Consider the following 26,004-nt stretch of genomic DNA (forward strand, 5'->3'; position numbering starts at 1 on the left):
GGCGCGTCCAGCGCCAAATCAAATGAGCGTTTACCCTACAGCCAGCGCACCTCGGCCCGCGGCCGGGGCGGGGCGGACGGGCAGCGCCGGGCGGGTCGTCCCAGGAGCAACGCTCCGTGCGCAACCAGGCCCTCCCCCATGCCCAGGGCGGCGCGCACGGCGGGGTCGCTTCCGGCGGCCATGAGGACGTAGCCGCACCAGCACGCGCCCAGGCCCGCGCCGTGGGCGGCCAGCTCCAGCCAGGCCGTGGCGATGACCGCGTCCTCGGACGGGGTGACGCCCCGCTCGGGCGCGAGGGCCACGGCCAGGGCCGGGGCGTCGCGGCAGATCAGGTCCTCGCCCTCGTCCCATTTGCGGACCAGCCCGCCCAGGTGCAGCCGGGACGCGACCTCGCTCCCGGCCTCGGCCTCGCGCCGCATCCACCCGGCCACGGCCCCGGCGACGCCGCGCACCCTGTCCGCGCCCAGGGCCACGGCCCAGCGCACGGGCCGGGCGTTGTGCCCCGAGGGCGCGTACTGGGTCAGGTCCAGAAGCCGGGCGAGGAGGCCGCGGTCCAGGGGCTCGGGCCGGAAGGCCCGGACCGAGCGGCGGCCCATGAGCAGCCGTTCCACCTGCCCTGCCGACGGAGCCTCGGCGATCCCGCGGAGCGGCGCGGCCGGGCGGTCGAACCGGTCCAGGCGGAAGGCCCCTGTGGGGCAGACGGCCATGCAGTGGCCGCAGGATATGCAGTAGTCCGCCTTTTTCGCGTGGGCGACGGGCAGGCCGTCCCCGGAAATTTCCACGCACCCCAGGGGGCACTCGGCCGCGCACAGGCCGTCGCGGGCGCAGCGCTCCGTGTCAATGGTGAACAGGGCCATGGGCCGCCTCCTTCCGCCCGTCCGGCCTCCGCTTTTGTCCTTCCCCGCGCGAGGGATGCGTTGACCGGCCTGGCGATTTCCCGTATTTCCTAATCCACCGGAGCGCGCGGCCGTCGCCGCGCCTGCGGGGGAACCATCATCAGCAAGGAACATCCATGAGCAACAAGCCCGAAGGCCCGGAAAAAGGCAAGGATTTCATCCGCACGATCATCGACAAGGACAACGAAACCGGCGTGTACGGCGGCCGGGTGCACACCCGTTTTCCCCCGGAGCCCAACGGCTACCTGCATATCGGCCACGCCAAGTCCATCTGCCTGAACTTCGGCGTCGCCCGCGACTACCAGGGCAAGTGCAACCTCCGCTTCGACGACACCAACCCGGTGAAAGAGGACGTGGAGTACGTGGACTCCATCCGCGAGGACGTGCACTGGCTCGGCTTCGACTGGGACGCCAACTTCTACGCCTCCGACTACTTCGAGAAGCTCTATTTCATCGCCGAGCTGTTCATCAAGATGGGCAAGGCCTACGTGGACCACCAGTCGGCCGACGAGATCCGCGCCAACCGGGGCACCCTCAAGGAGCCCGGCGTTCCGTCCCCCCACCGCGACCGGACCGTGGACGAGAACCTCGCCCTGTTCCGCGCCATGCGCGCGGGCGACATGAAGGACGGCGAGTGCGTCCTGCGCGCGAAGATCGATATGACCGCCGCCAACGTGGTCATGCGCGACCCGACGCTCTACCGCATCAAGCACGCAGACCACCACCGCACCGGCGCGGCCTGGTGCATCTACCCGATGTACGACTTCACCCACGGCCTGTCCGACGCCATCGAGGGCGTGACCCACTCCCTGTGCACCCTGGAGTTCGAGAACAACCGGCCCCTCTACGACTGGTGCGTGGATACGCTGATGGAGGGACTGCGCCAGCCGGAGCTCTTCGGCGAGAACGCGGCCATATATAATGAATTGGCCGCCCTGCCCGGCTTCAACCAGCGCCCCCGCCAGTACGAGTTCGCCCGCCTGAACATCACCGGCACGGTCCTGTCCAAGCGCAAGCTCATCCAACTGGTCAAGGAAGGCCACGTCTCGGGCTGGGACGACCCGCGCATGCCGACCATCTGCGGCTTCCGCCGCCGGGGCTACACCCCGGAGTCCATCCGCGACTTCTGCGAGCGCATCGGCATCGCCAAGTCCGACTCCACCGTGGAGTTCGCCCTCCTGGAGCACTGCCTGCGCCAGGACCTGAACGACCGCGCCCCGCGCTACCTCGGCGTCCTGGACCCGGTCAAGCTGGTCATTGAGAACTACCCCGAGGACCAGACGGACGAGTTCGACATGCCGCTCCACCCGGAGGAGGAGTCCTTCGGCCACCGCGTGGTGCCCTTCTCCAAGGAGCTGTGGATCGAGCGCGAGGACTTCATGATCGACCCGCCCAAGAAATTCTTCCGCCTGGGACCCGGCCGCGAGGTCCGGCTGCGCTTCGCCTACTACGTCACCTGCACCGGCTACGAGACCGACCCCGACGGCAAGGTCACGCTCATCCGCGCCAGCTACGACCCCGAGACCAAGGGCGGCTGGTCCAAGGACGGCCGCAAGGTCAAGGGCACCCTGCACTGGGTGTCGGCGAAGCACGGCGTCAAGGCCGAGGTGCGCAACTACGGCAACCTCTTCACCACCGAGAATCCCAACGCCGTGGAGGAGGGCAAGACCTTCCTCGACTACCTGAACCCGGACTCCCTGGAAGTGCTCGACACCTGCTGGGTGGAGCCAGCCCTGGCCGAGATGAAGCCCGGGACCAACTTCCAGTTCGAGCGCATGGGCTACTACTGCGCGGACAGCCGCGACCACAAGCCGGGCGGCAGGCTCGTCTTCAACCGCACCGCCACCCTGCGCGACACCTGGGCCAAAATTCAAAAGAAGGGCGACAACTGATCGGCCCGCAACACCCGCCAATGAAAAGGGACCGCCCGGTGCGGTCCCTTTTTTTCGTCCGCGAAGCGGACGGCCGCGCCGTCCGGACAGGTCGGCCGGTCATCGGCTGGCTCGGCGCTGCCCTCGGCCTGCCCCGCCACTGAAACGAAAAAGGCCGCATGTGCGGCCTTTTGCAATATCCCGAGGGAGGGAGCGCTACGCCATGAGCGCTTCCAGGCCCTTGGCCGTCATGGAGGGGATGAACTCCGTGACGGTGTACCAGGCCACCCCGTTGCGCTTGAACGGGTCCTTGTTCAGCACGGCCTGCAGCTCCCCGGCCGAGGCGCAGCGGGCGATTATCACCCCGCCGGTGCGCGGCTCCTTGCGGCCCGAGGCGATGAACACGCCCTTTTCATATTGTTCCTTGAGAAAGGCGACGTGCGCCCCGAGATGCGCGTCCACCGCCTCCAGGGGCGCGACATAGGCGAGATCGACAATAAACATGATTTCCTTCCGTTGCAGTTGATTTGGCTTTGACGCCGACGAGCGGTCGGCAGGTCCGAGGTCTACGGCAGGCCGGGGCCGTTGTCAAAGGAAGAGCGCCCTTTTTCTCCGATCCGATCCAAAAGGATTCCGCCCGCTTGCCGCAGGCCTTTTGCCCCGTCGGGAGGCCGCCTGCGTAAGCCGGCCGGACAAATCCGAAAAAATGCGCACAGGGGGGGTTGACTTTGATTGCACAATCAATCTAATACAGGGGCGTTGGCTGATTGTCCAATCAATCGGCCCGAAGAGGGAAACGGGAAATGACCAAAAAGGAAGCGATACTCACGGCAGCCCAGCAGGCCTTCGGCCAGTTGGGATTCACCGCGGCCACCGTCAAGGACGTGGCCGGGCGGGCTGGCGTGTCCTTCGGCCTGGTCTCCCACTACTTCGGCAGCAAGCAGGACCTCTACCTGGCCGCCGCCTTCGACATGGCGGACCGGCTGGTCGACAAGCTGAGCGGCTCCACCGGGGGCGAAGGCTCCGGCCTCGACAAGGTGCGCCGCTACATGGCCGCCTACTTCGACTTCACCGAGGAGCACCGCTACCGCTTCCCCATCCTGCTCAGGTGTTCGCCCTTCAGCCATCTGGAGCCGGGCGTGGACGCGCGGCGCGTGGCCGAAAAGTTCGGCGTCTTCATCGACATCCTCAAGGGATGCGTGGAGGAGGGCATCGCGGACGGCTCCATCCGCCCCCTGCCCCGTGAAAAGACCGCGCTGATCATATACGGCAACATCGTGGGCAGCGTCCGGACGAGCCTCCTGACTCCCTACGAGAGCAAGGGGATTTTCCTGGACACCATCGAGCACGTGACGCGCAGCCTGGAACGCCATCCGGCCGCAGGCGGCTGCTGGCAGCCGGTGGAAATGGCCAACGCGGACAGCGGGACCCCCGATCACTAGACGGACAAGAACAAACAAGGACACTCTCGACCCGCGCGACGGCCGAAAACGCCGCCTCCGCCCCGGATGACCGGACCCGACCCCGCGCGAGACAACAACATAGACACCCATTGCCGAACCAGACACACCTCCAAACGGCAGACTAGGATTGGACCGCAACCCACACCTGACAGCCTGTTTATGGTTCGGAACCCGGTTCGCCGGGTCACACAAGGGAGCCGCTTCGGCGGCTCCCTTCTTCTTTTGCCCTTCCCCCGGCCACCCCACGGCCACGCATGTCGCATTGCGACACTTGCAACACATATGTCGCATTTCAACTGTCGCATGCGACGCTTTGTCGCAACACACTCCACAGGAGCAGGATTTCTAGACTTCGTTTAACCATTGGTTTTAATGAAATATAATGGAAATACCCTCTCTCTGGCACACCCGTTGCTAAATGACAGGCAGGTCGCGAGTGACCGCGCGACGAGCAAACAAACCTCCAGGGGGGAACGCCATGTTTGAAAAGAACGTCACCAAGGTCGTCCAGGACTGCATTCTCGACAGCGGTATTCAGGCAAAGGTTGTGGCGGAAAAGATCAAGAAGCCCTATTCCACCCTGATGCGCGAGATCAACCCCTTCGACACCAGCGCCAAGCTGGGCGCCGAGACCCTCCTCGAAATCATGAAGGTCACGGCCGACATCCGCCCGCTGCAGTTCATGGCCCAGGAGATGGGCTACTCCCTCATCGGCGAGGCCTAGTCCCCCGCACACGCATTCCCCGAAGGGCCGGACGACGCTCCGGCCCTTTTTTTGCAGCCGGTCGGCGGGAAAATCATGGCAATTGTTCGCGGTTGCGCGTAACCGGGGAATAATGAAGGACCCGTCCGCAAACCGCGCCGCCGCCCCCGCTCCGGCCGACCGCCCCCTGGCCCGCCGGGCCGGGCTCGCCCTCAAGACCATCATCGCGGGCATCGTCCTCCTCTTTTCCGGCCTCATCATCGCCTTCAACGCCCACCTGATGGGCATGCAATTGGACGACAAGATCCGCGCCATCTCCCAGCTCGCCGAGACCAGCCTGGCCTCCTCCGTCTGGCAGGTGGACCACGCCTCGGCCCGCGACTTCATCGACGCCCTGGCCCGCGACCCGGACGTAGCCTTCGCCCAGGTGGTCACCGGCCGGGAGGTCATGGCCACGCGCGCCAAGCCCGCCCATGCGGACGAACCCTTCTCCTTCTTCAAGAACAACGCCGAGTTCCTGACCTCCTCCGTGGAGATCCGCATGCACGGCGACTGGATCGGCTCCTTCAACCTCGCGGTCTCCCGCCAGGGACTCCGCCGGAACATCCTGGTCAACGCGGCCATCGTCCTCGTCCTGGGCTGTCTGCTGGCCCTGATCGTCAACCGGGCCATCTTCGCCAAGGCGCGCACCCACCTCTTCGACCCCCTGGCCAGGCTGGAGCGCTCGGCCACGGCCATCGCCGAGGGCGACCTGGACGCGCCCGTGGACGCCGGCCTGCCGGGCGAGCTGGGCCGACTGGCCCGCGTGCTGGACGACATGCGCCTCTCCCTGCGCTCGCACATCGGCGAACTGCGCGAGGCCAACACCCGGCTCCTGCGCCATCGCGACGAACTGGAGGGAACGGTCCGGGAGCGCACCGAGGAGCTCAACGGCAAAAACGTCTCCCTGAGCCAGGCCCTGGGCGACATCCGCCGGGCCAAGCAGGAGGCCGACGTGGCGAACCTGGCCAAGAGCCGCTTCCTGGCCAGCATGAGCCACGAGATCCGCACGCCCATGAACGCCATCCTCGGCATGGCCGACATCCTCTGGGAAACCGAGCTCAGCGAGGAGCAGCAGCGCTACGTCAGGATTTTCCGCAACGCCGGCGAGAACCTGCTCGCCATCCTCAACGACATCCTGGACCTCTCGCGCATCGAGGCCGGGCGGCTCCACCTGGAGGAGGCCGACTTCTCCCTGGCCGAGACCGTCAGCCGCGCCGTGGCCATCATCGAGCCCAAGGCGGCGGAAAAGGGGCTGCGCTTCACCCGCGAGCTCGCCCCGGACGCGCCGGACCGGCTGCGCGGCGATCCCAACCGGCTCTTCCAGGTGCTCATCAACCTCCTGGACAACGCGGTCAAGTTTACCGCCCACGGGTCCGTGCGCCTGGCCGTGGGGACCGCTCCCGGCAGCGGCGACCTGCCCCGGCTCCAGTTCTCGGTGTCGGACACGGGCTGCGGCATCCCGCCCGCCAAGCTCGCCTCGGTCTTCGAGGCCTTCACCCAGGCCGACGACTCGCCCACCCGCGAGTTCGGCGGCACCGGCCTCGGCCTGGCCATCAGCCGCCAACTGGCGGAGATGATGCACGGCCGCATCTGGGCCGAAAGCACGCCGGGCAAGGGCTCGACCTTCCACTTCACGGCCCGGTTCAAGGCCGTGGCCGCCCCGGAGCCGGCGCCGCCCCCGGCCGAGACGGCCCCGGACGCGCCCCTGCCGGACGTCCGCATCCTCATGGTGGAGGACTCCAAGTACAACGCCTTCGTGGTCCAGACCTACCTGAAGGACACGCCCTGCCGCCTCTCCGTGGCCGAAAACGGACGCGACGGGCTGGCCGCCTTCACCGAGAACGGAACCGACCTCGTGCTCATGGACATCCAGATGCCGGACATGGACGGCTACGAGGCCATGCGCGCCATGCGCAACTGGGAGCGCGGCCGGGGCCTGGCCCGCACGCCCATCGTGGCGCTGACCGCCCACGCCCTGCCCGAAGAGGCCGCCCGCTGCCTGGCCGCCGGGGCCGACCTCCACCTGCCCAAGCCGGTCAAGAAGAGCGCCCTCTTCGACGCCATCCGAAGGTTGGCCCCCCGGGCCTGACGCCGACTCCCGCCAACCGGATCCGCCTCGCCCCCTCCCGGCCATTTGACGGAATACGTTGAAGGATTCCGGCATGTGTACTATCATGCGGGAAAATCGCGGGATTCGAGGACAGGGAAACCATGGAACACGCACGCCTGATCTGGTGCCACGGCTCGCTGAGCCGTCCCTGGGGAGGGAAAAGCACGGCCCTGGCAGCCGTCGCCGAGAAGGCGGGGCTGGCCATGGAAGGGCCGGACTTCCGCGACCTCGACGATCCGGACCAGCGCGTGGAGCGGCTCCGCGAGATGCTCGGCGACAGCGACGGCCCGGTTCTCCTCGCCGGGTCCAGCATGGGCGGCTACGTGGCCGCCGCCGCGGCCTCTGCCGGCCCGGCCGAGGTGCGCGGCCTCTTTCTCCTGGCCCCGGCCTTCTACCTGTCCGGCTACGCCGTGCACGATTTTTCCCGCCTGCCGAAAACGGTCGAGGTGGTCCACGGCTGGGACGACGACGAGGTCCCGCCGGAGAATTCCATCCGCTTCGCCCGATTCCACGGCGCCCGGCTCCACCTCCTGCCCGACGGCCACCGGCTCCTCGCCAGCCTGGACGACCTGACCGGGCTCTTCGCCCGCTTCCTGGCCCGCGCGGGAGGCGTCCAGTGAGCCGCACGCGCACCCTGCTTTTCGCCTGCGCCCTGCTCCTGACCGCCGCGCTCCGGGCCGGGGCCCCGGCCCGGGCCGCCGAGGGCTACCCGCTCCGGGCCTATTACCCGGAAGTCGCGCCCATCACCACCGAGGCCCTGCTCAAGGACTACGACCGGGCGGTCATCCTCGATATCCGCTCCCGGTTCGAATACGACGTGGCCAAGATCAACAAGGCCGTCCTGCTCCCCCTGACCGACAAGGACTTCGCGGCCAAGCTGGCGAGGCTCCGGGCCAAGAACGACCCGACGCCCATGGTCTTCTATTGCAACGGCCACACCTGCGCCAAGAGCTACCAGGCGGCCCAGCTCGCCCTCTCCCTGGGCTTCGGCCACGTCTACGTCTACGACGCGGGCATCTTCGAATGGATCGCCATGGCCCCGGACAAGGCCACCCTCATGGGCGAGACCCCGGCCCGCACCGGGCGGATCATCAGTCCCGAGGCCTTCCGCGATCGCCAGGTGGACTACGACCGGTTCGCGACCCTGGCCGCCGAGCCCGACACCGTGGTCATCGACATCCGCGACCCCTTCCAGCGCGCCCTCATTCCCCGGCTGGAGGGCATCCGCAACATCCCGCTTGACCCCCTGCTCGACCTGGTGGTCTCCCGCATCTGGACCGAGAAGCGGCTCCTGTTCTTCGACGCCGTGGGCAAGCAGGTGCGCTGGCTGCAATACTTCCTCGAATCCTACGGCTACTTCGAATACGCCTTCCTGAAGGGCGGCGTGCGCGCCATCGCCGACCAGCCCGGCAAGGTCCGGCCGGTCATCGAAGCCAACCGGTCCATCGTCAGCAACCAGGAAATGCTCCTGACCCTCACCGCCGACACCCGGCTCGACAACACGGACCGCAAGGTGCTCAGCTACCTGCTGGCCAACGTCAAGTTCAACAACTACGTGGTGGTGGACATCCCGGCGGCCGAGAAGGACATGGAGCTTCCCCACACCCTGCTCATGGCCTCGGTCAACAAGCTGACCCGGCTCAAGTACGCCGACCACTCCGTGGCCCAGTCCACCCTCATCGTCCAGGTGGACCCCCGCCTGGCCTGGAAGGGAACCGTGGGCGGCAAGGTGTGGCAGGAAAAGCTGGCCGAATTCGACCCCACCGCGAACCCTCAGGAATGACGAGCATGTCCCGCTTCACGCACCTCCTCCCGGCCGCGCTCCTGGCCCTGCTGCTGACCGCCGCGCCGGCCGGGGCCATCGAGAAGGCCTCCATCGTCCTGCAATGGCTGCCCCAGGCCCAGTTCGCCGGGTACTACGTGGCCAAGGACAAGGGCTTCTACGAGGAAGAGGGCATCTACCTGCACATCATGTCCGGCGGCCCCGACGTGCTGGCCAGCGAATACCTGGAAACGGGCCGGGCGGACTTCGCCACCCTCTTCCTGGCCACCGGCATCCAGCGCCGCGCCACCCTGCCCCTTGTCAACATCGGCCAGTTCGTCCAGAACTCGGCGCTCATGCTCATCTGCAAGAAGTCCTCGGGCATCGAGAAGGTGGAGGACCTGGCAGGCAAGAAGGTCGGCCTGTGGGCCAACGAGTTCCAGATCCAGGCCAGGGCGCTGTTCAAGAAGCGCAACATGCGGGTCACCGTGGTGCCCCAGTCCGACTCCCTGGACATGTTCATGCGCGGCGGGGTCCAGGCCGCGTCCGGCATGTGGTACAACGAATACCACACCCTGATGACTTACGGTCTCAAGCCCGAGGACCTCACGACATTCTTCTACACCGACTATGACCTCAACTTTCCCGAGGACGGCATCTACTGCCTGGAAAAGACCGCCAACCGCCGCCCCGAGCTCTGCCGCGCCCTGGTCCGGGCCACGGCCAGGGGCTGGATGTACGCCTTCAACCATCCCGAGGAGGCCCTGGACTCGGTCATGAAGCGGATGAAGGAGGCGCGCGTGCCCGCCAGCCGCGCCCACCAGCGCTGGATGCTCGCCCGCATGGAGGACATCATCCTCTCCGACCAGGTCCCGTCCATCGGCGTCCTGCGCCAGGCCGACTACGAGCGGGTGGTCAAAATTCTTGAGGACGTGGGGGTCATCGACAAGGCCCCGCTCTTCCCCGAATTCTACAGGGGGCCGGTCCGATGAAAAGTCTCGGCATCGCGGCCAAGCTGGCCCTCTTCATCCTGTCCTGCGTCTTCGTCATCGTCCTGGCCATCGTCATATACAACTACGCCTATTCCCGCGAGATCATCCTGAAGCAGGCCGAGGAGAACTCCCGCCTCCTGGCCCTGGAGACCACCAGCCGCATCGACGCCGTGCTCTCCAGCGTCCAGAAGATGGCCAACAACATCGCCTTCTCCCTGGAGGACGCCACCTTGACCCGGGAAGAGATCCTGGATCTCGACCGCCGCGTCCTGGCCAACAACCCGGAAATCTACGGCATGGCCATCGCCTTCGAGCCCTATTTCCTGGAGAAGGACAAGCTCTTCTTCGCCCCCTACCACTACCGTTCGGCCGGGCGCATCGCCTTCACCATGCTCGGCGGCCCGCGCTACCGCTACTTCTACATGGACTGGTACCAGATTCCCAAGGAGCTGGGCCACTCCATCTGGACCGAGCCTTACAACGACGAGGGCGGCGGGGGCGTGCTCATGACCACCTACGCCGTGCCCTTCTACCGCACCGTGGACGGGCGCAAGGTCTTCGCGGGCGTGGTCACGGCCGACGTCTCCCTGGAATGGCTCAAGGAGATGCTGCAGGACATCCGCATCTACCGCACCGGCTACGCGTTCCTGCTCTCGCGCCACGGCACCTTTGTCGCCCACCCGGACCGCAACCTGGTCATGAACCAGACCATCTTCAGCCTGGCCGAGGAGGTCAAGTCCCCGGCCCTGTGGCGGATCGGCCGCAACATGCTCGACGGCAAAAGCGCCTTCGTGGAGCTGGACAACACCGTCTCCGAGGACGAACGCTACCTGTTCTACACCGGCCTGGAGTACGGGGGCTGGTCCCTGGGCGTCATCTTTCCCAAGTCCGAGATGCTGGCGGACGTGACACGGCTGTCCAACGTCATGTCGCTCATCGGCCTGTTCGGCTTCGCCCTGCTCGCCCTGCTCATCGTGACCATCTCGCGGCGCATCACCCGGCCGCTGTCGCGCCTCTCCAAGGCCGCGCTGGAGATCGCGGACGGCAACCTGGATCTGGTCCTGCCCGAGACCCGCTGCGACGACGAGGTCGGGCGGCTGACCAAGTCGTTCCGGACCATGAAGTTCTCCCTCAAGGAGTACATCGACAACCTGACCAGCACCACGGCGGCCAAGGAGCGCATCGAATCCGAGCTGCGCATCGCCCGCGACATCCAGATGGGCATCCTGCCCAAGCTCTTCCCCGCCTTCCCGGACCGCACGGAGTTCGAGATCTTCGCCTCCATCGAACCGGCCAAGGAGGTGGGCGGCGATCTCTACGACTTCTTCTTCGTGGACGAGACCCACTTCTGCTTCCTGGTGGGCGACGTCTCGGGCAAGGGCGTGCCCGCGGCCTTCTTCATGGCCGTGACCAAGACCCTGCTCAAAGTCGTATCCGAACGCGGGCTGAACCCCGGCGAGGTGCTCTCCAAGGTCAACAGCGACCTGGCGGCGGAAAACGAATCCTGCATGTTCGTCACCCTGTTCCTGGCCATCATCGACATCGAGACCGGCGACGTGCAATACGCCAACGCGGGCCACAATCCGCCGGTCTACATGCCCTGCGGCGGCGCGCCGGAGTGGATTCCGCCCCTGGGCGAACCCGTGGCGGGCATCATGGACGGAATGCAGTACACCACCAAATCCATGAAGATGAACCCCGGCGACATCATCTTCATTTACTCCGACGGCGTCACCGAGGCCATGAACCCGGACAAGGAGCTCTACTCCGACGAACGGCTCATGCGCTTCATGAGCGACGCCAGGGGACCCTTCGCGCCCAAGCTGGTCAAGGACCTGGACGCCTCCATCAAGGCGTTCGCCCGCGGCGCGGAGCAGAGCGACGACATCACCATGCTTGCCATGCAGTTCATGGGCAAGTGCAAGAAATAACAGCGACAAGGAGATAAACGTGGAATTCAGTACAACCAAGAAGGATGGCGCGCTGGTCGTGGCGGTCGAGGGCCGCATGGACGCCATCACCACCACGGAGTTCGACGCCCAGAGCCAGACCTGGCTGGCCGACGGCGAAAAGAAGGTCATCGCCGACCTCTCCGGCCTGGAATACATCAGCTCCGCCGGGCTGCGCTCCATCCTGGCTGCGGCCAAGCAGCTCAAGGGTTCGGGCGGCCAGCTCGTGTTCTGCGGCCTCTCCGGCATGGTCGAGGAGGTCTTCAACGTCTCTGGCTTCGCAGCCATGTTTACGATTCACAAAACCCTCGACGACGCCCTGGCCGGGTAGACATGGCCGTCCTGAGCGTCACCGCCTCCCTCGCCAGCCTGCCCGAGGTCCGCGAGTACGTCCTCGGCCAGGCGCGCCGGGCGGGGCTGCCGAAGGGCGCGGAACAGAAGATCGACCTCGTCCTGGAGGAGATCCTGGTCAACGTCGCCAACCACGCCTACCGAAGGGAAGGCGGCCCCCTGGAGGTGGACTGTTTCCTGCGGGACGACAGCTTCTGCTGCCTGCTTCGGGACTGGGGTCCGCCCTTCAATCCCCTGGAGGCCGCCCCCCCGGACGTGGGCCAGGACATCATGGACCAGCCCATCGGCGGCCTGGGCATCTTCCTGGCCACCACAATGCCCGACCACTGCGCCTACGAACGCCTCGGCAACGCCAACGAACTGACCTTCTGCTTCACCCGCAAGCCCTGAACGTTTTTTTCGTCCCCCACCGGTGACTTTCAACCGGCCGACTTCATAGAATATTCTATCATGTAACGGATTCGCCACCCAAAAAACGTCCCCTGAATCTCCAATTTTCGTTGACGCAAAATTGAAATTTGGGGTAACGCTACTACTAGGCAGAACTCTTCAACGTGTGGGGGGACAACATGTTTGAAAAAAACCTGACCAAGAAAATGCAGGATGTCGTGCTGGAAGGCCGCATTTCCGCCAAGGAAGTGTGCCGGGAGATCAAGAAGCCGTATTCCACGCTGCTTCGCGAGCTCAACCCGTTCGACACGCACGCCAAGCTGGGCGCGGAGACCATGTTCGAGATCGTCAAGGCCACGCACAACGTGTCCGTGCTCGAATTCATGGCCCGGGAGCTGGGCTACACGCTCATGCCCCTGGAGACCCGCAAGCAGATGCCCGTCCGGCAGCCCAACGCGACCAAGCGGCTTCGCCGCCAGAGCGCCACGCTGTAGCAGGCCCTGAGGAAGCGACGATGCCCGGAGCGCATGACCGGCGCTCCGGGCATCGCTTCGGACCGCCCGGCCGCGTGCGGTTCATTTTTTGACTTTTCCATGCGATCCGTAGTATTTCTTTGCGTCGCGCGTCTCGCGCGACCGCTCAGCAATATCCCAAGGAGGAACGGGCATGTCCCAGGATGTATTCAACCAGGCTCTCGCCATCGGTCGGCCGCCGAACGTGGTCAAGAATTTCCCCAATTCCAAGGCGCTCATCGTCAGCGGCAAGGTCGTGGACCGGGCCATGATCGAGAAAGGCCACTGCATGACCATCGCGGCCAACGGCCGGAACATATTCGTCATCGAAGGCGCGCTGCGCGCCGCCCAGCGGGCCAACGCCGCCATCATCATCGAGATCGCCCGCAGCGAGTCGACCTACTGCCCCACCACCCTGTGGAACGTCGCCCGCCGCGTCGACTACGTGATGAACATGCTCGGCATCACCGTGCCCGTGGCCGTGCACGCCGACCATTACTTCATGAAGAAATGGGACGACGTGCCCGTGGCCAAGGCCGAGATTCCGACGGTCTTCGACTCCGGCGTCACCTCCATCGCCATCGACGCCTCGCACATGACCGACGACCTGAACCTGCTGGGCAACCTGGCCGTGGCGTCCTCCATCCCTTCCTGGGCCGGTTACGAGACCGAGATCGGCGAAATCAAGGGCGAGTTCGGCCTCTCCTCCCCGGTGGAGGCCAAGTTCCTGTGCCAGGGGCTGAACGCCCACGGCCTGTGCCCTGACTGGATCGCCCTGAACAACGGCACCACCCATGGCATCGAGGCCTCTGGCGAGGGCATCCAGGTTGACCTGACGGCCGAGATTCACCAGGCCCTGGCCGCCTACGGCACCTCCGGGGCCCAGCACGGCACTTCGGGCAACGACTCCCAGCGCCTGAAAGAGATCGCGGCCAAGACCCGCACCACCAAGGCCAACGTGGCCACGGCCCTGCAAATGATAAGCTGGGGCGTGCGCGTCAACGATTTCGGCAACGCCATCATGACCGATGACGGCAAGTTCGACAAAGTGCCGGGCGAAGGCCTCGACGACGCCCTGTGGGCCGAGATGGTCGAATACGCCGATAAGAACGGCATCACCGGCGGCAACTACAAAAAGCTGAACCTGCCCTTCGAGCGCCGCTGGCTGGGCCAGCCCGCCGCCGTGCGCGAGCGCATGGCCGGGGCCGTGGAGGACTTCGTCCACCACCTGCTGGTCAACGTGTTCAACGCGGCCGACACCGCGCCCATCGCCATGGACATCCTCTGCAAGGCAGGCTCCTACGACCTCGGCCCCAAGGTCGAGAAGTTCGAGGATGCCGCCGACTGGACCGAGGAAAAGATCAAGGCCCGCGCCAAGCAGATGGACACCGACAAGGGCCCCCAGGGCCACTTCGACGATTAGACAGCCGAGGACGCCTGTCACGACGTCCGCTTCATTGCAACAAAAAGGCCGGGTCCTCGCGTATGAAGATACGCTTCGGGCCCGGCCTTTTTTGCGCCCCGCATCCGCCAGGGCGACTCCGGACGTTTTCAGGACAGAATAGCCCTTCCCCCGATCCCGCCGCCCCCTACGCCTCCTTGCGCGCCTCCACGGTCATGCCGGGCTTGAGTTCGTAGCGGCGGCCGAAGATGTCCACGGGCACGACCCGGTCGCCCTTGTGGTAGGCGGTCATGTTGACGCGGCCGGGTTCGATGGCCAGGTCGAACCAGATCCTGCGCCAGGTGAAGCTGAAGCGCAGGGAGCCCCAGTGGGCGGGCAGGTCCGGGTCGACCTTCATGGGCGAGGCCGAGAGGTTCAGCCCGGCGAAGTCCTGCTTGACCACCTCCAGGGTCCCGGCCATGACGCCGGTGTGGACGCCCTCGATGGTCGTGCCGCCCTGGGTGTCCTCGATGTCGCTCCGCATGGCCTCCATGAACCAATCCCACGATATTCCGCTTGGATAGACGTAGCTTGAAATAACCGCGTGCACCACCTTGGACAGGGTGGAGCCGTGGCTGGTGCGCTGCTCGTAGAAGTCGTAGTTGGTCTTGAGCAGGGCGAGCGGGTCGGCCACGGGATGGCCCAACTGGCCCAGGATGCGGGCCACCTCCTCGGGCTCCAGGACGTACCAGGCCATGAGCGTGTCGGCCTGCTTGGCCACCTTGTAGTTGTCGGGCGAGTCGTTCTCGGCCTTGAGGATGCGATCCATGCGGCCGATGGAGTAGAACCGCTTGCGGTATCCTTCCCAGTCCAGCTCCTTGAGGCCCATGTAGCCGTCGAACTGGCTGATGACGCCGTCGTCGGTCAGGATGACGTCGAGCCCGGTCAGCATGTCGCGCCACTTGGCCGTGTCGTCGGCGGTCAGGCCGATGCGCCGCGTTACCCGCTCGCGCACCGCGCCGGGCAGTTCGTCGAGGACGGCCAGAGCCTTTTCCAGCAGCCAGACCACCATGATGTTGGTGTAGGCGTTGTCCCGCACCCCCGGCCGGTCCGAGCCGGGCAGGGCCTCGTGAAACTCGTCCGGTCCCATGACTCCGTCGATGTGGTACTTGCCCGTACCCTGGTCCAGGGCGGCGATGCTCCCCCAGAAGCGGGCGATGTCGAGCATCATCTCCGCGCCGTACTCGCGCAGGAACGCGGTGTCGCCGGTCCAGGAGACGTAGCGCCAGACGTTGACGAACACGGCGATGGAGACGTGCCGCTGACGACGGGAGAGGTCCTCGTCCCACTGCTTGGACTCGGGGTTGAAGTGGACCTCCTGGGTCTCCTCGCCGCCGTCGTCTGCGGTCTGCCAGGGGAACATGGCCCCGGCGTAGCCGTTCTCGCGCGCATGGCGCCGGGCCGCATCCAGCCGGTTGTAGCGATAGAGGAGCAGGGCCCGCGAGATTTCCGGGAAATTCGAATCGTAGAAGGGCAGGATGAACAGCTCGTCCCAGAAGATGTGGCCCCGGTAGGCCTCGCCGTGCAGTCCGCGCGCGGGCATACCCGCGTCGCGGCCGACGTTGTGCGGCCCGGCGGTGACCAGGAGGTGGTAGATATGCAGCCGGAGCACCCGCTGGACGAAGCGGTCGCCGGTGACGCGCATGTCCGCCTTGTGCCAGAGCTGCTTCCAGCTCTTGGCGTGGGGGCCGTAGACGCCCTGGAAGGTGCGCACTCCCCTGAGCGCATCCAGACACATCTCCTTCAGGTCCCCTGGGGTGCTGTCCAGCGAGGTGCGGACGCAGACGAACTTCTCCAGGGTGTAGCGGTTGTTCTCCAAGGCCTGGAACCGGACCTCCTCCGAGACCCTGGCCTTGTCCTGAAGCACGTTCTTGCGCGCGTCCATGGGCTTGCCGTCGGCCAGGACCACGGTCTTGGCGGCCATGAGGATCTGGTAGCGGGAGTGGGTGGTCTCCATGTGCAGGTAGACGCCCTCCCCGGCCCGGCCGCCCGCCACCCGGCAGAGGTGATGGGTGTTCAGCTTGGCGTAGCGGGCCACGCCATTGTTCTCCACGTTGCCGTCGAGGGAGGAGCGCAGGGTGATGCGGCCAGAATAGTTGAGCGGGGTGAAGTCGAACTTGAGAGCGCAGAGGTGCGGATCGGCCATGGAGGCCACGCGCCGGGACGAGATCCGGGTGATGCGGCCCACCTGGTCCTTGACCACCATGTGGCGCTCCATGCTCCCCTCGCGCATGTTCAGCCGCTGGCAGTAGCTGAGGATGTCCATGGAGAGCGGGCTGACGAACTCCCCGGCCCCGACCTTGAACTCCACGGGCAGCCAGTTGGGGCAGTTGACCAGGTCGTTGTTCCAGATGTCGCGGCCCTGGACCTTGCTCGGCGTCTTGTTGAACACGCCGGAGATGTAGGTGCCGGGATAGAAATAGTAGGAGGAGCACTCGCACTCGCAGGCCCCGCGCGTGCCCAGGTAGCCGTTGCCCACGCAGGTCAGGGTCTCGCGCAGCTTCTCGTCGCCGGGGTCGAAGCCGTTGTAGGTCAGGAACCACTCGTCCGTGGCCATGCCGGTCTCGAACCAGTCCTCCAGGTCCTCCACCGTGATCTCGGCCAGGTCGGCCACCACCCGGTCCGCGCCGAAGCGCATGAGCAGCTCGCCACCCACGTTGCGGGCCACGCCCAGCGTCATGCCGAAGTTCCCGGCGCGCCCGGCCTGGACGCCGGAGATGGCGTCCTCCACCACCACGCACTCGCCGGGGTTGCACCCCAGATCGCGGGCGGCCTCGATGAAGATGTCCGGATCGGGCTTGCCCGTCAGGTTCCGCTCGGCCGCCGCCACGCCGTCCACCACGGCGTCGAAGGCGTCCTCCAGCCCGGCCAGTTGGAGCACCAGACGGCAGTTGCGGCTGGAGGTGGCCACGGCCACGCCCACGCCCTGGTCCCTGAGCTCGCGGGCCAGGGCCACGGATGAGGCGAAGACCTCGGGCCCCTCGGCGCGCAGGATTTCCTGGTAAAGCTGGTTCTTGCGGTTGCCCACCGCGCAAATGGTGGCCAGCCCGGGGGGGTCGGCCGGGTCGCCCGCGGGCAGTTGGATGTTGCGGGACTTGAGGAAGCTCAGGACGCCCTCGAAACGGGGCTTGCCGTCCACGTAGTTCTGGTAGTCGCTGGTCCGGTCAAACGGCGCGAAGGGCACGTTCTTCTCTTCGGCCCGGTGCTTCAGGAATTCGTTGAACGCGGTCTCCCACGCCTGCGCGTGCACTCTCGCCGTTCGGGTGATGACACCGTCCAGGTCGAAGACGACGCCTCTGAGGGTGATGGCGGACACGATACCTCCTTGGCTTGAATTGCGGGCCCGATCAGCCGGCGCCGAGAATGGCGACCAGCATGTCCGGTTCGGGCACGATGAGCGCGTTGGCCGTGACGCCGGTGACGCGCCTGGCCAGTTCCTCCTTTTGCGTGACATAGATGGCCCGCGCCTGCGCGGACATTTCCATGGCGGCTTCGAGCATGGGCACGTCGCTGCCGGTGTCGCCGCACACCAGGTGCGCCCCCCGGAACAGCCCCAGGTCGAGCTCGTCGTTGAGAAAACGGACGCCGTCGCCCTTGTCGAAATCCTTGAGCCCCTCCTCCCGTGACTCAACGGTCAGGATGATCTCCACGTCGAGCCCCGTGTCCTCCATGCGGAAGGTCCGGGCCTCGGGGTCCTCCTCGGCCACCATGCCCCTGAGCAGGTCGAGGAAGGCCAGGGACTCGGACTCGGGCACGGACCCGCCGATGTCCTGGCGGGCCACGGTGGACTGGCCGAACTTGAACTGAAGGCCGGAGCCGATGAGCGAGAATTTCTCATACACGGGCCGGGCCACCAGCTCGGCCAGGCGGGCGTTGAGGGCGTCGAGGGCGCGCTGCTTGTCGGCCGGGATGGGCAGACGGCGGACCCGGCCCTCCAGGTCCAGGCACTCCCGCCCCTTGGACGCGGCATAGAAGAAGGTTCCCTCCGGGGCCACGCTGATTTGGACCAGGCCGTCCAGCGGGGCCGAGGTCAGGATCACCGGGCGCTTGACCCGGCTCCGGGCGAAGCGGGTCAGGAAGACGGCGTTGTACACGGACTGGACCGAGGTCAGGTAGCGGGCGCAGTAGTTGTTGACCGTGCCGTCGCGGTCCGTGACCAGACAGCCCAGGTCCAGCCCGGCCAGCAGTTCGCGCCCGGCGGCCACGTAGTCGTCGAAGCCGGGATGGATGTCGCCCAGGAAGTCGAGGAAGGCGGACTCGCCCTCCTCCAGGTAGAAAACGTCCTTGCGCGCCTCGTCGATCTCGTAGTCCATGTCCAGCCCGATGGTCCGTTCCGCGTCCAAGGCCAGGACGCGCCGCCCGGAGTGCACGGGCACGTCCTCCAGACAGGCCAGGGCGTTGCGCAGGGACTGGACCGCGTCCGGGTCGGCGGCCCGGCCGTCGAGCACGTCGGCCGCCAGCGCGCGGCGCACCACGGCGGTCTCCGCCATGAGGGCGTAGAAATCCCGGAGGGTTGCGAGCTTGCGGCAGCGGATGTCCGGCATGTTCCCGTCCCGCCTAGTAGGTGACCTGCACCGTGTAGGTGATGCGCAGGGGCTGGCCGTCCGGGGTGGGCGGGGCCGTCACGTCGAAGCGCAGGCTGGAGGCGTCGGGCCGGGTGTGGGCGTGGTCCGCGCTGAGGACCTGCCACTCGCCCCGGTAGCCGTCCACGATGGCCAGGGCCTGGGGCGCGGGCCGCCCGTTGGTCACGGCCAGGGACCAGCCGATGCGGTAGGACTGCTTGCCCAGCCGGGTGAACTCGGTCTGGGTCCGGGTCACCGTGACGTCGAAGGCCGTCCCCATGGGCAGGACCGCCTCCTCGCCCACGGCGGTGTGGGTCAGGGGCGTCTCGCCCAGGAGCAGCAGGCTGCCGTCGCGGGTCGGCCGGTAGGCCCGGACCTGCCCGGCGGGCAGCGGTATGCCGAGCCCCCTGTCCTTGACGTTGTGAAGGCGCAGGGAGAGGTTCACGGCCTGCTTCTCGGGCCCGGCAAGCTGGCGCACGCCGTTGCCGAACCGGCATTCGAGCTCCTCGGCCACCGCCACCTTGGGCGCGTCGAGGAGGCCGAGCTGGCGCGTGCCCCCGGCGGAGAGGTCCACCGGACCGGGCACGGCATAGACGTGGAACTGGGCGAAGGACCCGGGCTCGGGCATGTTGTCCGCCGCCAAGGCCGCTTCGGCCATCACCATGCCCTTGCGCAGCATGGGCGCGGACGCCTGGCGCACGTCGCCCGCCACCAGCTTCAGGGTCGCGCCGCGAAAGTCGCAGGCCGACGTGTTGGCCACCGTGGCCCACCCTTCCAGGGAGCCGGACTTGCCCGCCGCGTCGAGGATCAGGGTGTAGTCCGCCCGCCAGGTGAGGCCGCCCATGAGGTAGCGCAGCCGGATGGCGCGCCGGGCGGCGGCCTCGTTCTCGGTGCGCAGGGCCAGGGTCGGCTCGGCGTCCATCCCCTCTGGCAGCTTGGGCAGCAGGTAGGCCAGGGCGTCGCCCAGATAGATTTCATTGCCCATCTGGAAGACGGGCTTGTCCGCATTGGCGAGGAGCACGGCCTTGCGCAGGATGCGGCCGTCCCCGCTGGCCGGGTCGGGCAGGATGACCGACAGCTCCTTGCCCACGTAGCGGTCGAGCAGTGAGCGACGGGTCAGGGGCGTGTAGCGGTACTCCAGCCCGGTGACGGCCATGCCCTCGGCCGTGGCGCTGACCGAGGTCGGGTCGATGGTGTCCGGAATGTTCCGGAAGACCACCTCGGCCGGTCCCTTGGGCAGGTTCACGGAGCGCGACTCGCCCACCAGGGCCCGCCCGGAGCCGTAGATGGTCACGGACGCGCCCTCGACGCCGGAAGCGCCGCAGGGCCGGACCGGGATGAGCGCGAGAAGCAGTGCGGACAAGACTACGGTATGCAGGACAAGGCGTTTCATCGATCCTCCGGTGCGCGGCGAGGGGCGTTTTCCCGGCCGCGTGATGTTTCCATTTTTCAAGGGTACAATGGCGCCGGTCGTTTTGCAAAAAGAATGCGGAGATTATCACCCCCTGTAACCTGATCGAACAAATTCCGGCGTAGCAAGGAGTTGCGGGCAACCGGCGGCCCGCGCCACCGATCCACTCGCCAAAAGTCTGGAAGTTTGCTAGACCATGCCACGTATGCGTATCCTCATCATCGACGATTGCCAGACCAGCGTGCTGCACCTGAGCGAGGTGCTCAACCAGGCAGGCTATCCCGAGGTTCTTTCCGCCCCGGCCTTCGAGGATGGCTTTCGCATCCTGCGCGACATGGACAAGGCCGGGCTGCCCATCGACCTCGTCCTCATGGACGTGGACCTGCCCGGCGCCGACGGCATCGCCGGGACGCTGACCATCAAGGCCCAGCGCGAGTTCGAGGACATCCCGGTCATCATGGTCACCGGCCACGACGACGAGGCGACCTTCGACCGCGCCTTTGCGGCCGGGGCCTCGGACTTCATCCTCAAGCCCGTGGGGCGGGTGGAGCTCCGCGCGCGCATCCGGTCGGCCCTGCAACTGCGGCGCGAAATGCTCAAGAGCAAGGAGCGCGAGCGGGAGTTGGAGCGGCTGGCCCGCAAGCTGGAGCGCATGTCGAACCAGGACGGGCTGACCGGTCTGGCCAACCGCCGCTGTTTTGACGACACGCTGATAAAGGAATGGGTGCGCAACGGCCGGGAGGACCGGCCCATCGGCCTGCTCATGATCGACATCGACCATTTCAAGCTCTACAACGACGCCCTGGGCCATGTGGACGGCGACGCCTGCCTCTGCGCCGTGGCCCAGGCCATCCTGGGCGCGGTGCACCGCCCCGGCGACCTGGTGGCGCGATACGGTGGCGAGGAATTCGTGGTCGTCCTGCCCAACACCGACTTCAAGGGCGCGCGGGCCGTGGCGGACAACATTCACGCCAGCCTGGCCAGGACCGGCATCAACCACCCCAACTCCAGCGTGAGCTGCTCGGTGACGGTCTCCATCGGCGTGGCCTCCGGGATGCCCACCTGCCAGAACGCGCCCGAGCACCTGGTCCAGGCCGCGGACCGCGCCCTCTACCTGGCCAAACAGGCGGGCCGCAACCGCACCGAAACCCTCGCCCTGGCCGGGCCGGACGAGATCCGGCAGTAGCCTGCGCGCGCCCTGACCGCCGCCACCGTAGCGGCCTTTCCCCCGACGCCCCCCACTTTCCGCGCCGCCTCCCGACTGCCCCCCGGCCCTCCATGCGCCCCCTCCCCTTTTCGCAAGCATCGGCGCAGGACGCAAAATAGGCACGGCCGCGCGCTCCGGGACTTTCGCGCGCGGGCCGTGCCCGACAGGGAAGAGGCGGACGGGGGGCGATCCCGTGGGGGCGGGACCCCGTCCGCTGGAACCATCCGCTCCGTTAGCGGAGGAAATGTATGCTCAGGTACGCGCCGCAGCGGGGACAGACCTTGACCGGGTCCACATCCTCCTCACCCTTGTGAATGACCGCCTCCCAGGGCAGAAAACCATCCAGGGTGTACTGAACCATCAGCCGGTGACCGCACTTGCAAAACCGTTCCTGCATGACTCGCTCCTTCTCCGCGCGGCGGCGCGTTTACTTTTATTGCGAACAACGTGCGCAATTAATAAACAGTCTGCGCCCATTTTGTCAACTATAAATTTACATTGTTTGATTACTCACGACAACTTTATTGCAATATTCTGGAATTACATTCTTTTTATTTATACATTTTGTGGCCGACCAGGCCCGGCATTCCGCCAAGGTCACCAGGCCACGTACGGGTCGCCTCGCTCTCGGCCCGCCACCGATGGCGCACGGACGCGGGACCGACAAACGGCGACGGGAGGATGCCGGGCGGCGGCGCAACGGTCCTCCCCCCGCCGTTCACGTCGCGGCCGCCGCGCCCCTCCCCCTTTGCCGCATCCGCCGCCGCCAGAAAAAAACACCCTGTTTTCCCGGATGATTGCAACAAGCTCCGCCCCAAAACAGCGGGGCGGCCCGAGGCTTCGCCTTGCGCTCCGGCAGGGCTTGGGCTAGTCTGCCGGAATCAAGATGTCCTTCAGGTGGCCGCCAGGCCATAACAGGGAATCCGGTGCGAAACCGGAGCGGTCCCGCCGCTGTAATCCCCATCTGAACGGCCGTTCCTCATCGCCACTGCCCTCGGGCGGGAAGGCGGAGCGGCCCGGGGAAAGCCAGAAGACCTACCTGAAGCGCACCTCGCCCGAAGCGGTCCGCGGAGCCCGCCGAAGGGGAAGCGCATCATTACCCGACAACCGATTGCCGGGCCTCGCGGTGCCGCCGCGAGAGTCCATACGGCAACCGTGCAATCAGCCGCCGACGGCCCCGGCCGTCCTCCGCTCTGGCTGCTTGCCGCAAGAGCCTTTATGCCGAAACAGATTCTCAAGCGTGACGGATGCATCGAGACCTGGTCCACCAAGCGGATCGGAGGCGCCATCTTCAAGGCCCTGAACAGCAGCGGGATCAAGGACCCGCTCCTGGCCGACCGGCTGGCCGGAAAGGTGGAGAAGAAACTCGACGGCGTGGACATTCCCGAACAGGAACAGGTCCAGGACATGGTCCAGCAGGTCCTCATGGAGGCCCGGCTGTACAAGGTGGCCGAGCGCTACATCATCTACCGCGAAAAGCGGCGCGAACTGCGCTCCCAGCACGAGGCGTACCTGGACATCACCGGGGTCACCGAAAGCTACCTGGACAACGTGGACTGGCGCGTCAGCGAAAACTCCAACATGGTCCACTCCTTCCAGGGGCTGATCCTGCACATGGCCGGGTCGGTTCAGGCCCGCTACGTGCTGGAGAAGTATCCCGAGGAAGTGCGGCTGGCGCACAACCACGGCTATTTCCACATCCACGACCTCTCCTTCGGCCTGGCCGGATACTGCTCCGGCTGGTCCCTGCGCGACCTGCTCCTGGAGGGCTTCAACCTGCGGGACCGCTGCTCGTCCCGGCCCGCCAGGCACTTCGACGCGGCCTGCGGCCAGATGGTCAACTTCCTGGGCACCCTGCAGAACGAATGGGCCGGGGCCCAGGCCTTCAACAACGTTGACACCTACCTCGCCCCGTTCATCCGCAACGACGGCCTGAGCTACCACGACATCAAGCAGCAGGTGCAGAAGCTGCTGCACAACCTGAACGCCACCTCCCGCTGGGGCGGCCAGAGCCCGTTCACCAACTTCACCTTCGACGTGGTCCCCCCGGCGCACATCGCCAAGGAGGCCATCATCATCGGCGGCGAGCTCAAGGACTCCACCTACGGCGAGTACGCCGCGGAGATGGCGCTCATCAACAAGGCCTTCCTGGAGGTCATGCTCGAAGGCGACGCGGACGGCCGCATCTTCTCCTTCCCCATCCCCACCTACAACGTGACCAAGGACTTCCCCTGGGATTCCGAGGTGGGCCACCTCCTGCTCCAACTCACGGCCAAATACGGCGCGCCCTACTTCCAGAACTTCATCAACTCCGACCTCAATCCCGAGGACGTCCGCTCCATGTGCTGCCGCCTCCAGATGGACCTGCGCGAGATCCGCAAGAAGACCGGCGGCCTGTTCGGCGCGGGCGACCTGACCGGCTCGGTGGGCGTGGTCACCCTGAACCTCCCCAAGCTCGCCTACCTGGCGCACAACGAGGAGGACTTCATGGACCTGGTCACGGAATACGCCCAGCTCGCCAGCGAGTCCCTGGAATACAAGCGCAAGATCGTGGAGAAGAACCTGAACGCGGGCATGTTCCCCTACTCCCGCCGCTACCTGAAGAACGGGCTCAAGGGCCACTTCTCCACCATCGGGCTCATCGGCGGGCACGAGGCCTGCCTGAACCTGCTCGGCAAGGGCATCGAGACCCGCTCGGGCTCGGCGCTGATGCAGCGAGTGCTCCGGCACCTGCGCCGCCTGGTGGTCCGGTTCCAGGAGGAGACGGGCAACCTCTACAACCTGGAGGCCACGCCCGGCGAGGGCACCTGCTACCGCCTGGCCAAGATCGACCGCGAGCTCTACGCGGACATCAAGACCTCCGGCGACGAGACCCCGTACTACACCAACTCCACCCTGCTCCCCGTGGGCGTCAGCTCCGACGTCTTCTTCGCCCTGGAGCACCAGGACGAGCTCCAGACGCTCTACAACGGCGGCACGGTCTTCCACACCTTCCTGGGCGAGGCCGCGCCGGACGAGGAGAGCGTCAAGAGTTTCCTGCTCAAGGCCATGAGCCGCACCAAGATTCCCTACATCTCGGTGACGCCCACCTTCTCGGTCTGCGAGGACCACGGCTACCTCTACGGCGAGCACTTCACCTGCCCCACCTGCGGCAAGGACGCCGAGGTCTACACCCGGGTGGTGGGCTACTACCGCCCGGTGGGCCGCTGGAACAAGGGCAAGCAGGAGGAGTACAAGGACCGCATGGAATACTCGTCAACGAGCTTCTGCTGCGCCGGATAACGGCAAGACGGGACGGACATGATCCTCGACGCCAACCAGATCGCCTCCATCCGGCAGCAGAACGACGAGGAGCTGCGCCTGGGCGGCCGCGCCACGCGCGGCTACCCGGCGCAGACCGTCAAGAACCTGCTGCACACCATCGAGGCGCTCAAGCAGGAAAAGCGCAAGTGGAAGAAGCTGGCCCAGGCCAGGGGCAAGGCCCTGGAGGCCATCGCCGCCCTGGCGGGCGGGGCCGACACCCCGCGCTGACCCGCGTGCGCCTGCCCGGCCGGACGCAACCAACTTGGCGTTGGCAATGCCCGGCCGGAAGTGGTAATCGTGTTCCATCCCCGGCAACCACACGCCGCCGAGGGACGGCGGCACAAAGGAGGATTCACATGGCCACCAAGGAAGAACGCAGGGCGAAATGCATCGAGGTGTTGAACAAGGCCCGCTCCATGGAGCTCCAGTCCATCCACCAGTACATGAGCCACCACTATCGCCTGGACGACATGGACTACGGCGAACTGGCGGCCAAGATGAAGCTCATCGCCATCGACGAGATGCGTCACGCCGAGGCCTTTGCCGAGCGCGTCACCGAGCTGGGCGGCGCGCCCACCACCGAGCTGGCCGGGCCCATCGCCAAGGGCCAGGGGATCGGCGCGATCTTCGAGTTCGACGCGGGCGAGGAGGACAAGGCGCTGGACGCCTACAACCAGTTCGCCCTGGTCTGCCGCGAGATGGGCGACGCCATCAGCGTCAAGCTCTTCGAGACGATCATCGACGACGAGCAGTTGCACTTCAACTACTTCGACAACATCGGCGAGCACATCGCCAGCCTGGGCGACACCTACCTCTCGCGCATCGCGGGAACCCCGTCGTCCACGGGGCTGGCCCCCCAGGGCTTCGCCATCGCGGCGGGCGGGGAATAGGCCCGGACCGCAGGGAAAAAGCGAAAGCCCCCCGCCGCATTCGCGGCGGGGGGCTCTTTCATTCTCCGGAACGGGCCGGGCTTACCAGCCCTTGCTCTTCAGGATGTCCTTGACCTTGTCCTCGGTCTTCTTTTCCACGATGACCATCT

Annotated in this window: 22 protein-coding genes and 1 riboswitch; of the genes, 16 read left to right on the plus strand and 6 right to left on the minus strand. The window is 66.4% G+C overall.

Annotated elements, in window-relative coordinates; all coding sequences use genetic code 11:
- Positions 1 to 35: 35 nt before the first annotated feature.
- Positions 36 to 857 (minus strand): nitroreductase family protein, encoded by an 822-nt coding sequence (locus PHP91_RS05455; RefSeq protein ID WP_300138020.1) that lies wholly within the window; start codon positions 855 to 857, stop codon positions 36 to 38.
- Positions 858 to 1,012: 155 nt separating this feature from the next.
- Here PHP91_RS05455 and PHP91_RS05460 point away from each other — a divergent pair, with 155 nt between their 5' ends.
- Complete coding sequence (locus tag PHP91_RS05460) at positions 1,013 to 2,788, plus strand: glutamine--tRNA ligase/YqeY domain fusion protein (protein ID WP_300138023.1); 1,776 nt, start codon at positions 1,013 to 1,015, stop codon at positions 2,786 to 2,788.
- 195 nt (positions 2,789 to 2,983) lie between these two features.
- Here the strand turns inward: PHP91_RS05460 and PHP91_RS05465 are convergent, their stop codons facing one another.
- The gene (locus PHP91_RS05465; RefSeq protein ID WP_300138026.1) at positions 2,984 to 3,271 is read right to left on the minus strand and encodes a YciI family protein; all 288 of its coding nucleotides are present in this window, start codon (positions 3,269 to 3,271) and stop codon (positions 2,984 to 2,986) included.
- A gap of 299 nt (positions 3,272 to 3,570) precedes the next feature.
- On the opposite strand from PHP91_RS05465, the gene PHP91_RS05470 reads away from it, so the two are divergent.
- The 11 genes from PHP91_RS05470 (at position 3,571) to PHP91_RS05520 (ending at position 14,464) form a co-directional block, all read left to right on the plus strand.
- Positions 3,571 to 4,209 carry a TetR/AcrR family transcriptional regulator gene (locus tag PHP91_RS05470; RefSeq protein ID WP_300138028.1) on the plus strand — a complete coding sequence of 213 codons (639 nt, stop codon included), beginning with the start codon at positions 3,571 to 3,573 and terminating at the stop codon, positions 4,207 to 4,209.
- 499 nt (positions 4,210 to 4,708) lie between these two features.
- A complete protein-coding gene (locus tag PHP91_RS05475; protein ID WP_300138031.1) occupies positions 4,709 to 4,954 on the plus strand; it encodes a phage regulatory CII family protein in 246 nt (81 codons plus the stop codon).
- Positions 4,955 to 5,066: 112 nt separating this feature from the next.
- The gene (locus PHP91_RS05480; RefSeq protein WP_300138034.1) at positions 5,067 to 7,064 is read left to right on the plus strand and encodes an ATP-binding protein; all 1,998 of its coding nucleotides are present in this window, start codon (positions 5,067 to 5,069) and stop codon (positions 7,062 to 7,064) included.
- A gap of 122 nt (positions 7,065 to 7,186) precedes the next feature.
- Entirely contained in the window at positions 7,187 to 7,705 is a 519-nt protein-coding gene (locus PHP91_RS05485) for an alpha/beta fold hydrolase (protein WP_300138037.1), read from the plus strand.
- The gene (locus PHP91_RS05490; RefSeq protein ID WP_300138040.1) at positions 7,702 to 8,868 is read left to right on the plus strand and encodes a rhodanese-like domain-containing protein; all 1,167 of its coding nucleotides are present in this window, start codon (positions 7,702 to 7,704) and stop codon (positions 8,866 to 8,868) included. The genes PHP91_RS05485 and PHP91_RS05490 overlap by 4 nt, the downstream gene beginning before the upstream one ends.
- A gap of 5 nt (positions 8,869 to 8,873) precedes the next feature.
- Positions 8,874 to 9,839 carry an ABC transporter substrate-binding protein gene (locus tag PHP91_RS05495; RefSeq protein WP_300138043.1) on the plus strand — a complete coding sequence of 322 codons (966 nt, stop codon included), beginning with the start codon at positions 8,874 to 8,876 and terminating at the stop codon, positions 9,837 to 9,839.
- Complete coding sequence (locus PHP91_RS05500; RefSeq protein ID WP_300138046.1) at positions 9,836 to 11,770, plus strand: SpoIIE family protein phosphatase; 1,935 nt, start codon at positions 9,836 to 9,838, stop codon at positions 11,768 to 11,770. The genes PHP91_RS05495 and PHP91_RS05500 overlap by 4 nt, the downstream gene beginning before the upstream one ends.
- 19 nt (positions 11,771 to 11,789) lie before the next feature.
- Entirely contained in the window at positions 11,790 to 12,119 is a 330-nt protein-coding gene (locus tag PHP91_RS05505; RefSeq protein ID WP_300138049.1) for an STAS domain-containing protein, read from the plus strand.
- 2 nt (positions 12,120 to 12,121) lie between these two features.
- Positions 12,122 to 12,529 carry an ATP-binding protein gene (locus PHP91_RS05510; protein ID WP_300138052.1) on the plus strand — a complete coding sequence of 136 codons (408 nt, stop codon included), beginning with the start codon at positions 12,122 to 12,124 and terminating at the stop codon, positions 12,527 to 12,529.
- A gap of 179 nt (positions 12,530 to 12,708) precedes the next feature.
- Positions 12,709 to 13,023 (plus strand): phage regulatory CII family protein, encoded by a 315-nt coding sequence (locus PHP91_RS05515; RefSeq protein WP_300138055.1) that lies wholly within the window; start codon positions 12,709 to 12,711, stop codon positions 13,021 to 13,023.
- A gap of 172 nt (positions 13,024 to 13,195) precedes the next feature.
- Positions 13,196 to 14,464, plus strand: coding sequence for a class II fructose-bisphosphate aldolase (locus PHP91_RS05520; protein ID WP_300138057.1), 1,269 nt, complete (start codon positions 13,196 to 13,198; stop codon positions 14,462 to 14,464).
- A 166-nt stretch (positions 14,465 to 14,630) separates the two neighbouring features.
- Here the strand turns inward: PHP91_RS05520 and PHP91_RS05525 are convergent, their stop codons facing one another.
- From PHP91_RS05525 to PHP91_RS05535, 3 genes are read right to left on the minus strand one after another with little or no spacing between them, the layout of a single operon-like run.
- The gene (locus PHP91_RS05525; RefSeq protein WP_300138059.1) at positions 14,631 to 17,798 is read right to left on the minus strand and encodes a beta-phosphoglucomutase family hydrolase; all 3,168 of its coding nucleotides are present in this window, start codon (positions 17,796 to 17,798) and stop codon (positions 14,631 to 14,633) included.
- Positions 17,799 to 17,829: 31 nt separating this feature from the next.
- Positions 17,830 to 19,026, minus strand: a complete 1,197-nt coding sequence (locus tag PHP91_RS05530) for a trehalose 6-phosphate synthase (RefSeq protein WP_300138061.1) — start codon at positions 19,024 to 19,026, stop codon at positions 17,830 to 17,832.
- Between the two features lie 13 nt (positions 19,027 to 19,039).
- Entirely contained in the window at positions 19,040 to 20,437 is a 1,398-nt protein-coding gene (locus PHP91_RS05535) for a DUF4139 domain-containing protein (RefSeq protein WP_300138064.1), read from the minus strand.
- A 214-nt stretch (positions 20,438 to 20,651) separates the two neighbouring features.
- On the opposite strand from PHP91_RS05535, the gene PHP91_RS05540 reads away from it, so the two are divergent.
- Positions 20,652 to 21,641: a diguanylate cyclase gene (locus PHP91_RS05540; RefSeq protein ID WP_366141538.1), complete on the plus strand. Its 990-nt coding sequence runs from the start codon at positions 20,652 to 20,654 to the stop codon at positions 21,639 to 21,641.
- Between the two features lie 253 nt (positions 21,642 to 21,894).
- Here PHP91_RS05540 and PHP91_RS05545 read toward each other — a convergent pair whose 3' ends face one another.
- On the minus strand, positions 21,895 to 22,059 hold the full coding sequence (locus PHP91_RS05545; protein ID WP_300138067.1) for a hypothetical protein: 165 nt from the start codon (positions 22,057 to 22,059) through the stop codon (positions 21,895 to 21,897).
- A gap of 481 nt (positions 22,060 to 22,540) precedes the next feature.
- A riboswitch (cobalamin riboswitch) is annotated at positions 22,541 to 22,720 on the plus strand.
- 160 nt (positions 22,721 to 22,880) lie between these two features.
- Here PHP91_RS05545 and PHP91_RS05550 point away from each other — a divergent pair.
- The 3 genes from PHP91_RS05550 (at position 22,881) to PHP91_RS05560 (ending at position 25,855) form a co-directional block, all read left to right on the plus strand.
- Positions 22,881 to 24,944, plus strand: coding sequence for a ribonucleoside triphosphate reductase (locus tag PHP91_RS05550; protein WP_300138070.1), 2,064 nt, complete (start codon positions 22,881 to 22,883; stop codon positions 24,942 to 24,944).
- 18 nt (positions 24,945 to 24,962) lie between these two features.
- Positions 24,963 to 25,193 (plus strand): hypothetical protein, encoded by a 231-nt coding sequence (locus PHP91_RS05555; RefSeq protein ID WP_300138073.1) that lies wholly within the window; start codon positions 24,963 to 24,965, stop codon positions 25,191 to 25,193.
- Positions 25,194 to 25,321: 128 nt separating this feature from the next.
- The gene (locus PHP91_RS05560) at positions 25,322 to 25,855 is read left to right on the plus strand and encodes a ferritin-like domain-containing protein (RefSeq protein WP_300138076.1); all 534 of its coding nucleotides are present in this window, start codon (positions 25,322 to 25,324) and stop codon (positions 25,853 to 25,855) included.
- Positions 25,856 to 26,004: the final 149 nt, after the last annotated feature.

It is taken from the genome of Pseudodesulfovibrio sp., assembly GCF_028692895.1.
Classification (GTDB): Bacteria; Desulfobacterota; Desulfovibrionia; order Desulfovibrionales; family Desulfovibrionaceae; genus Pseudodesulfovibrio.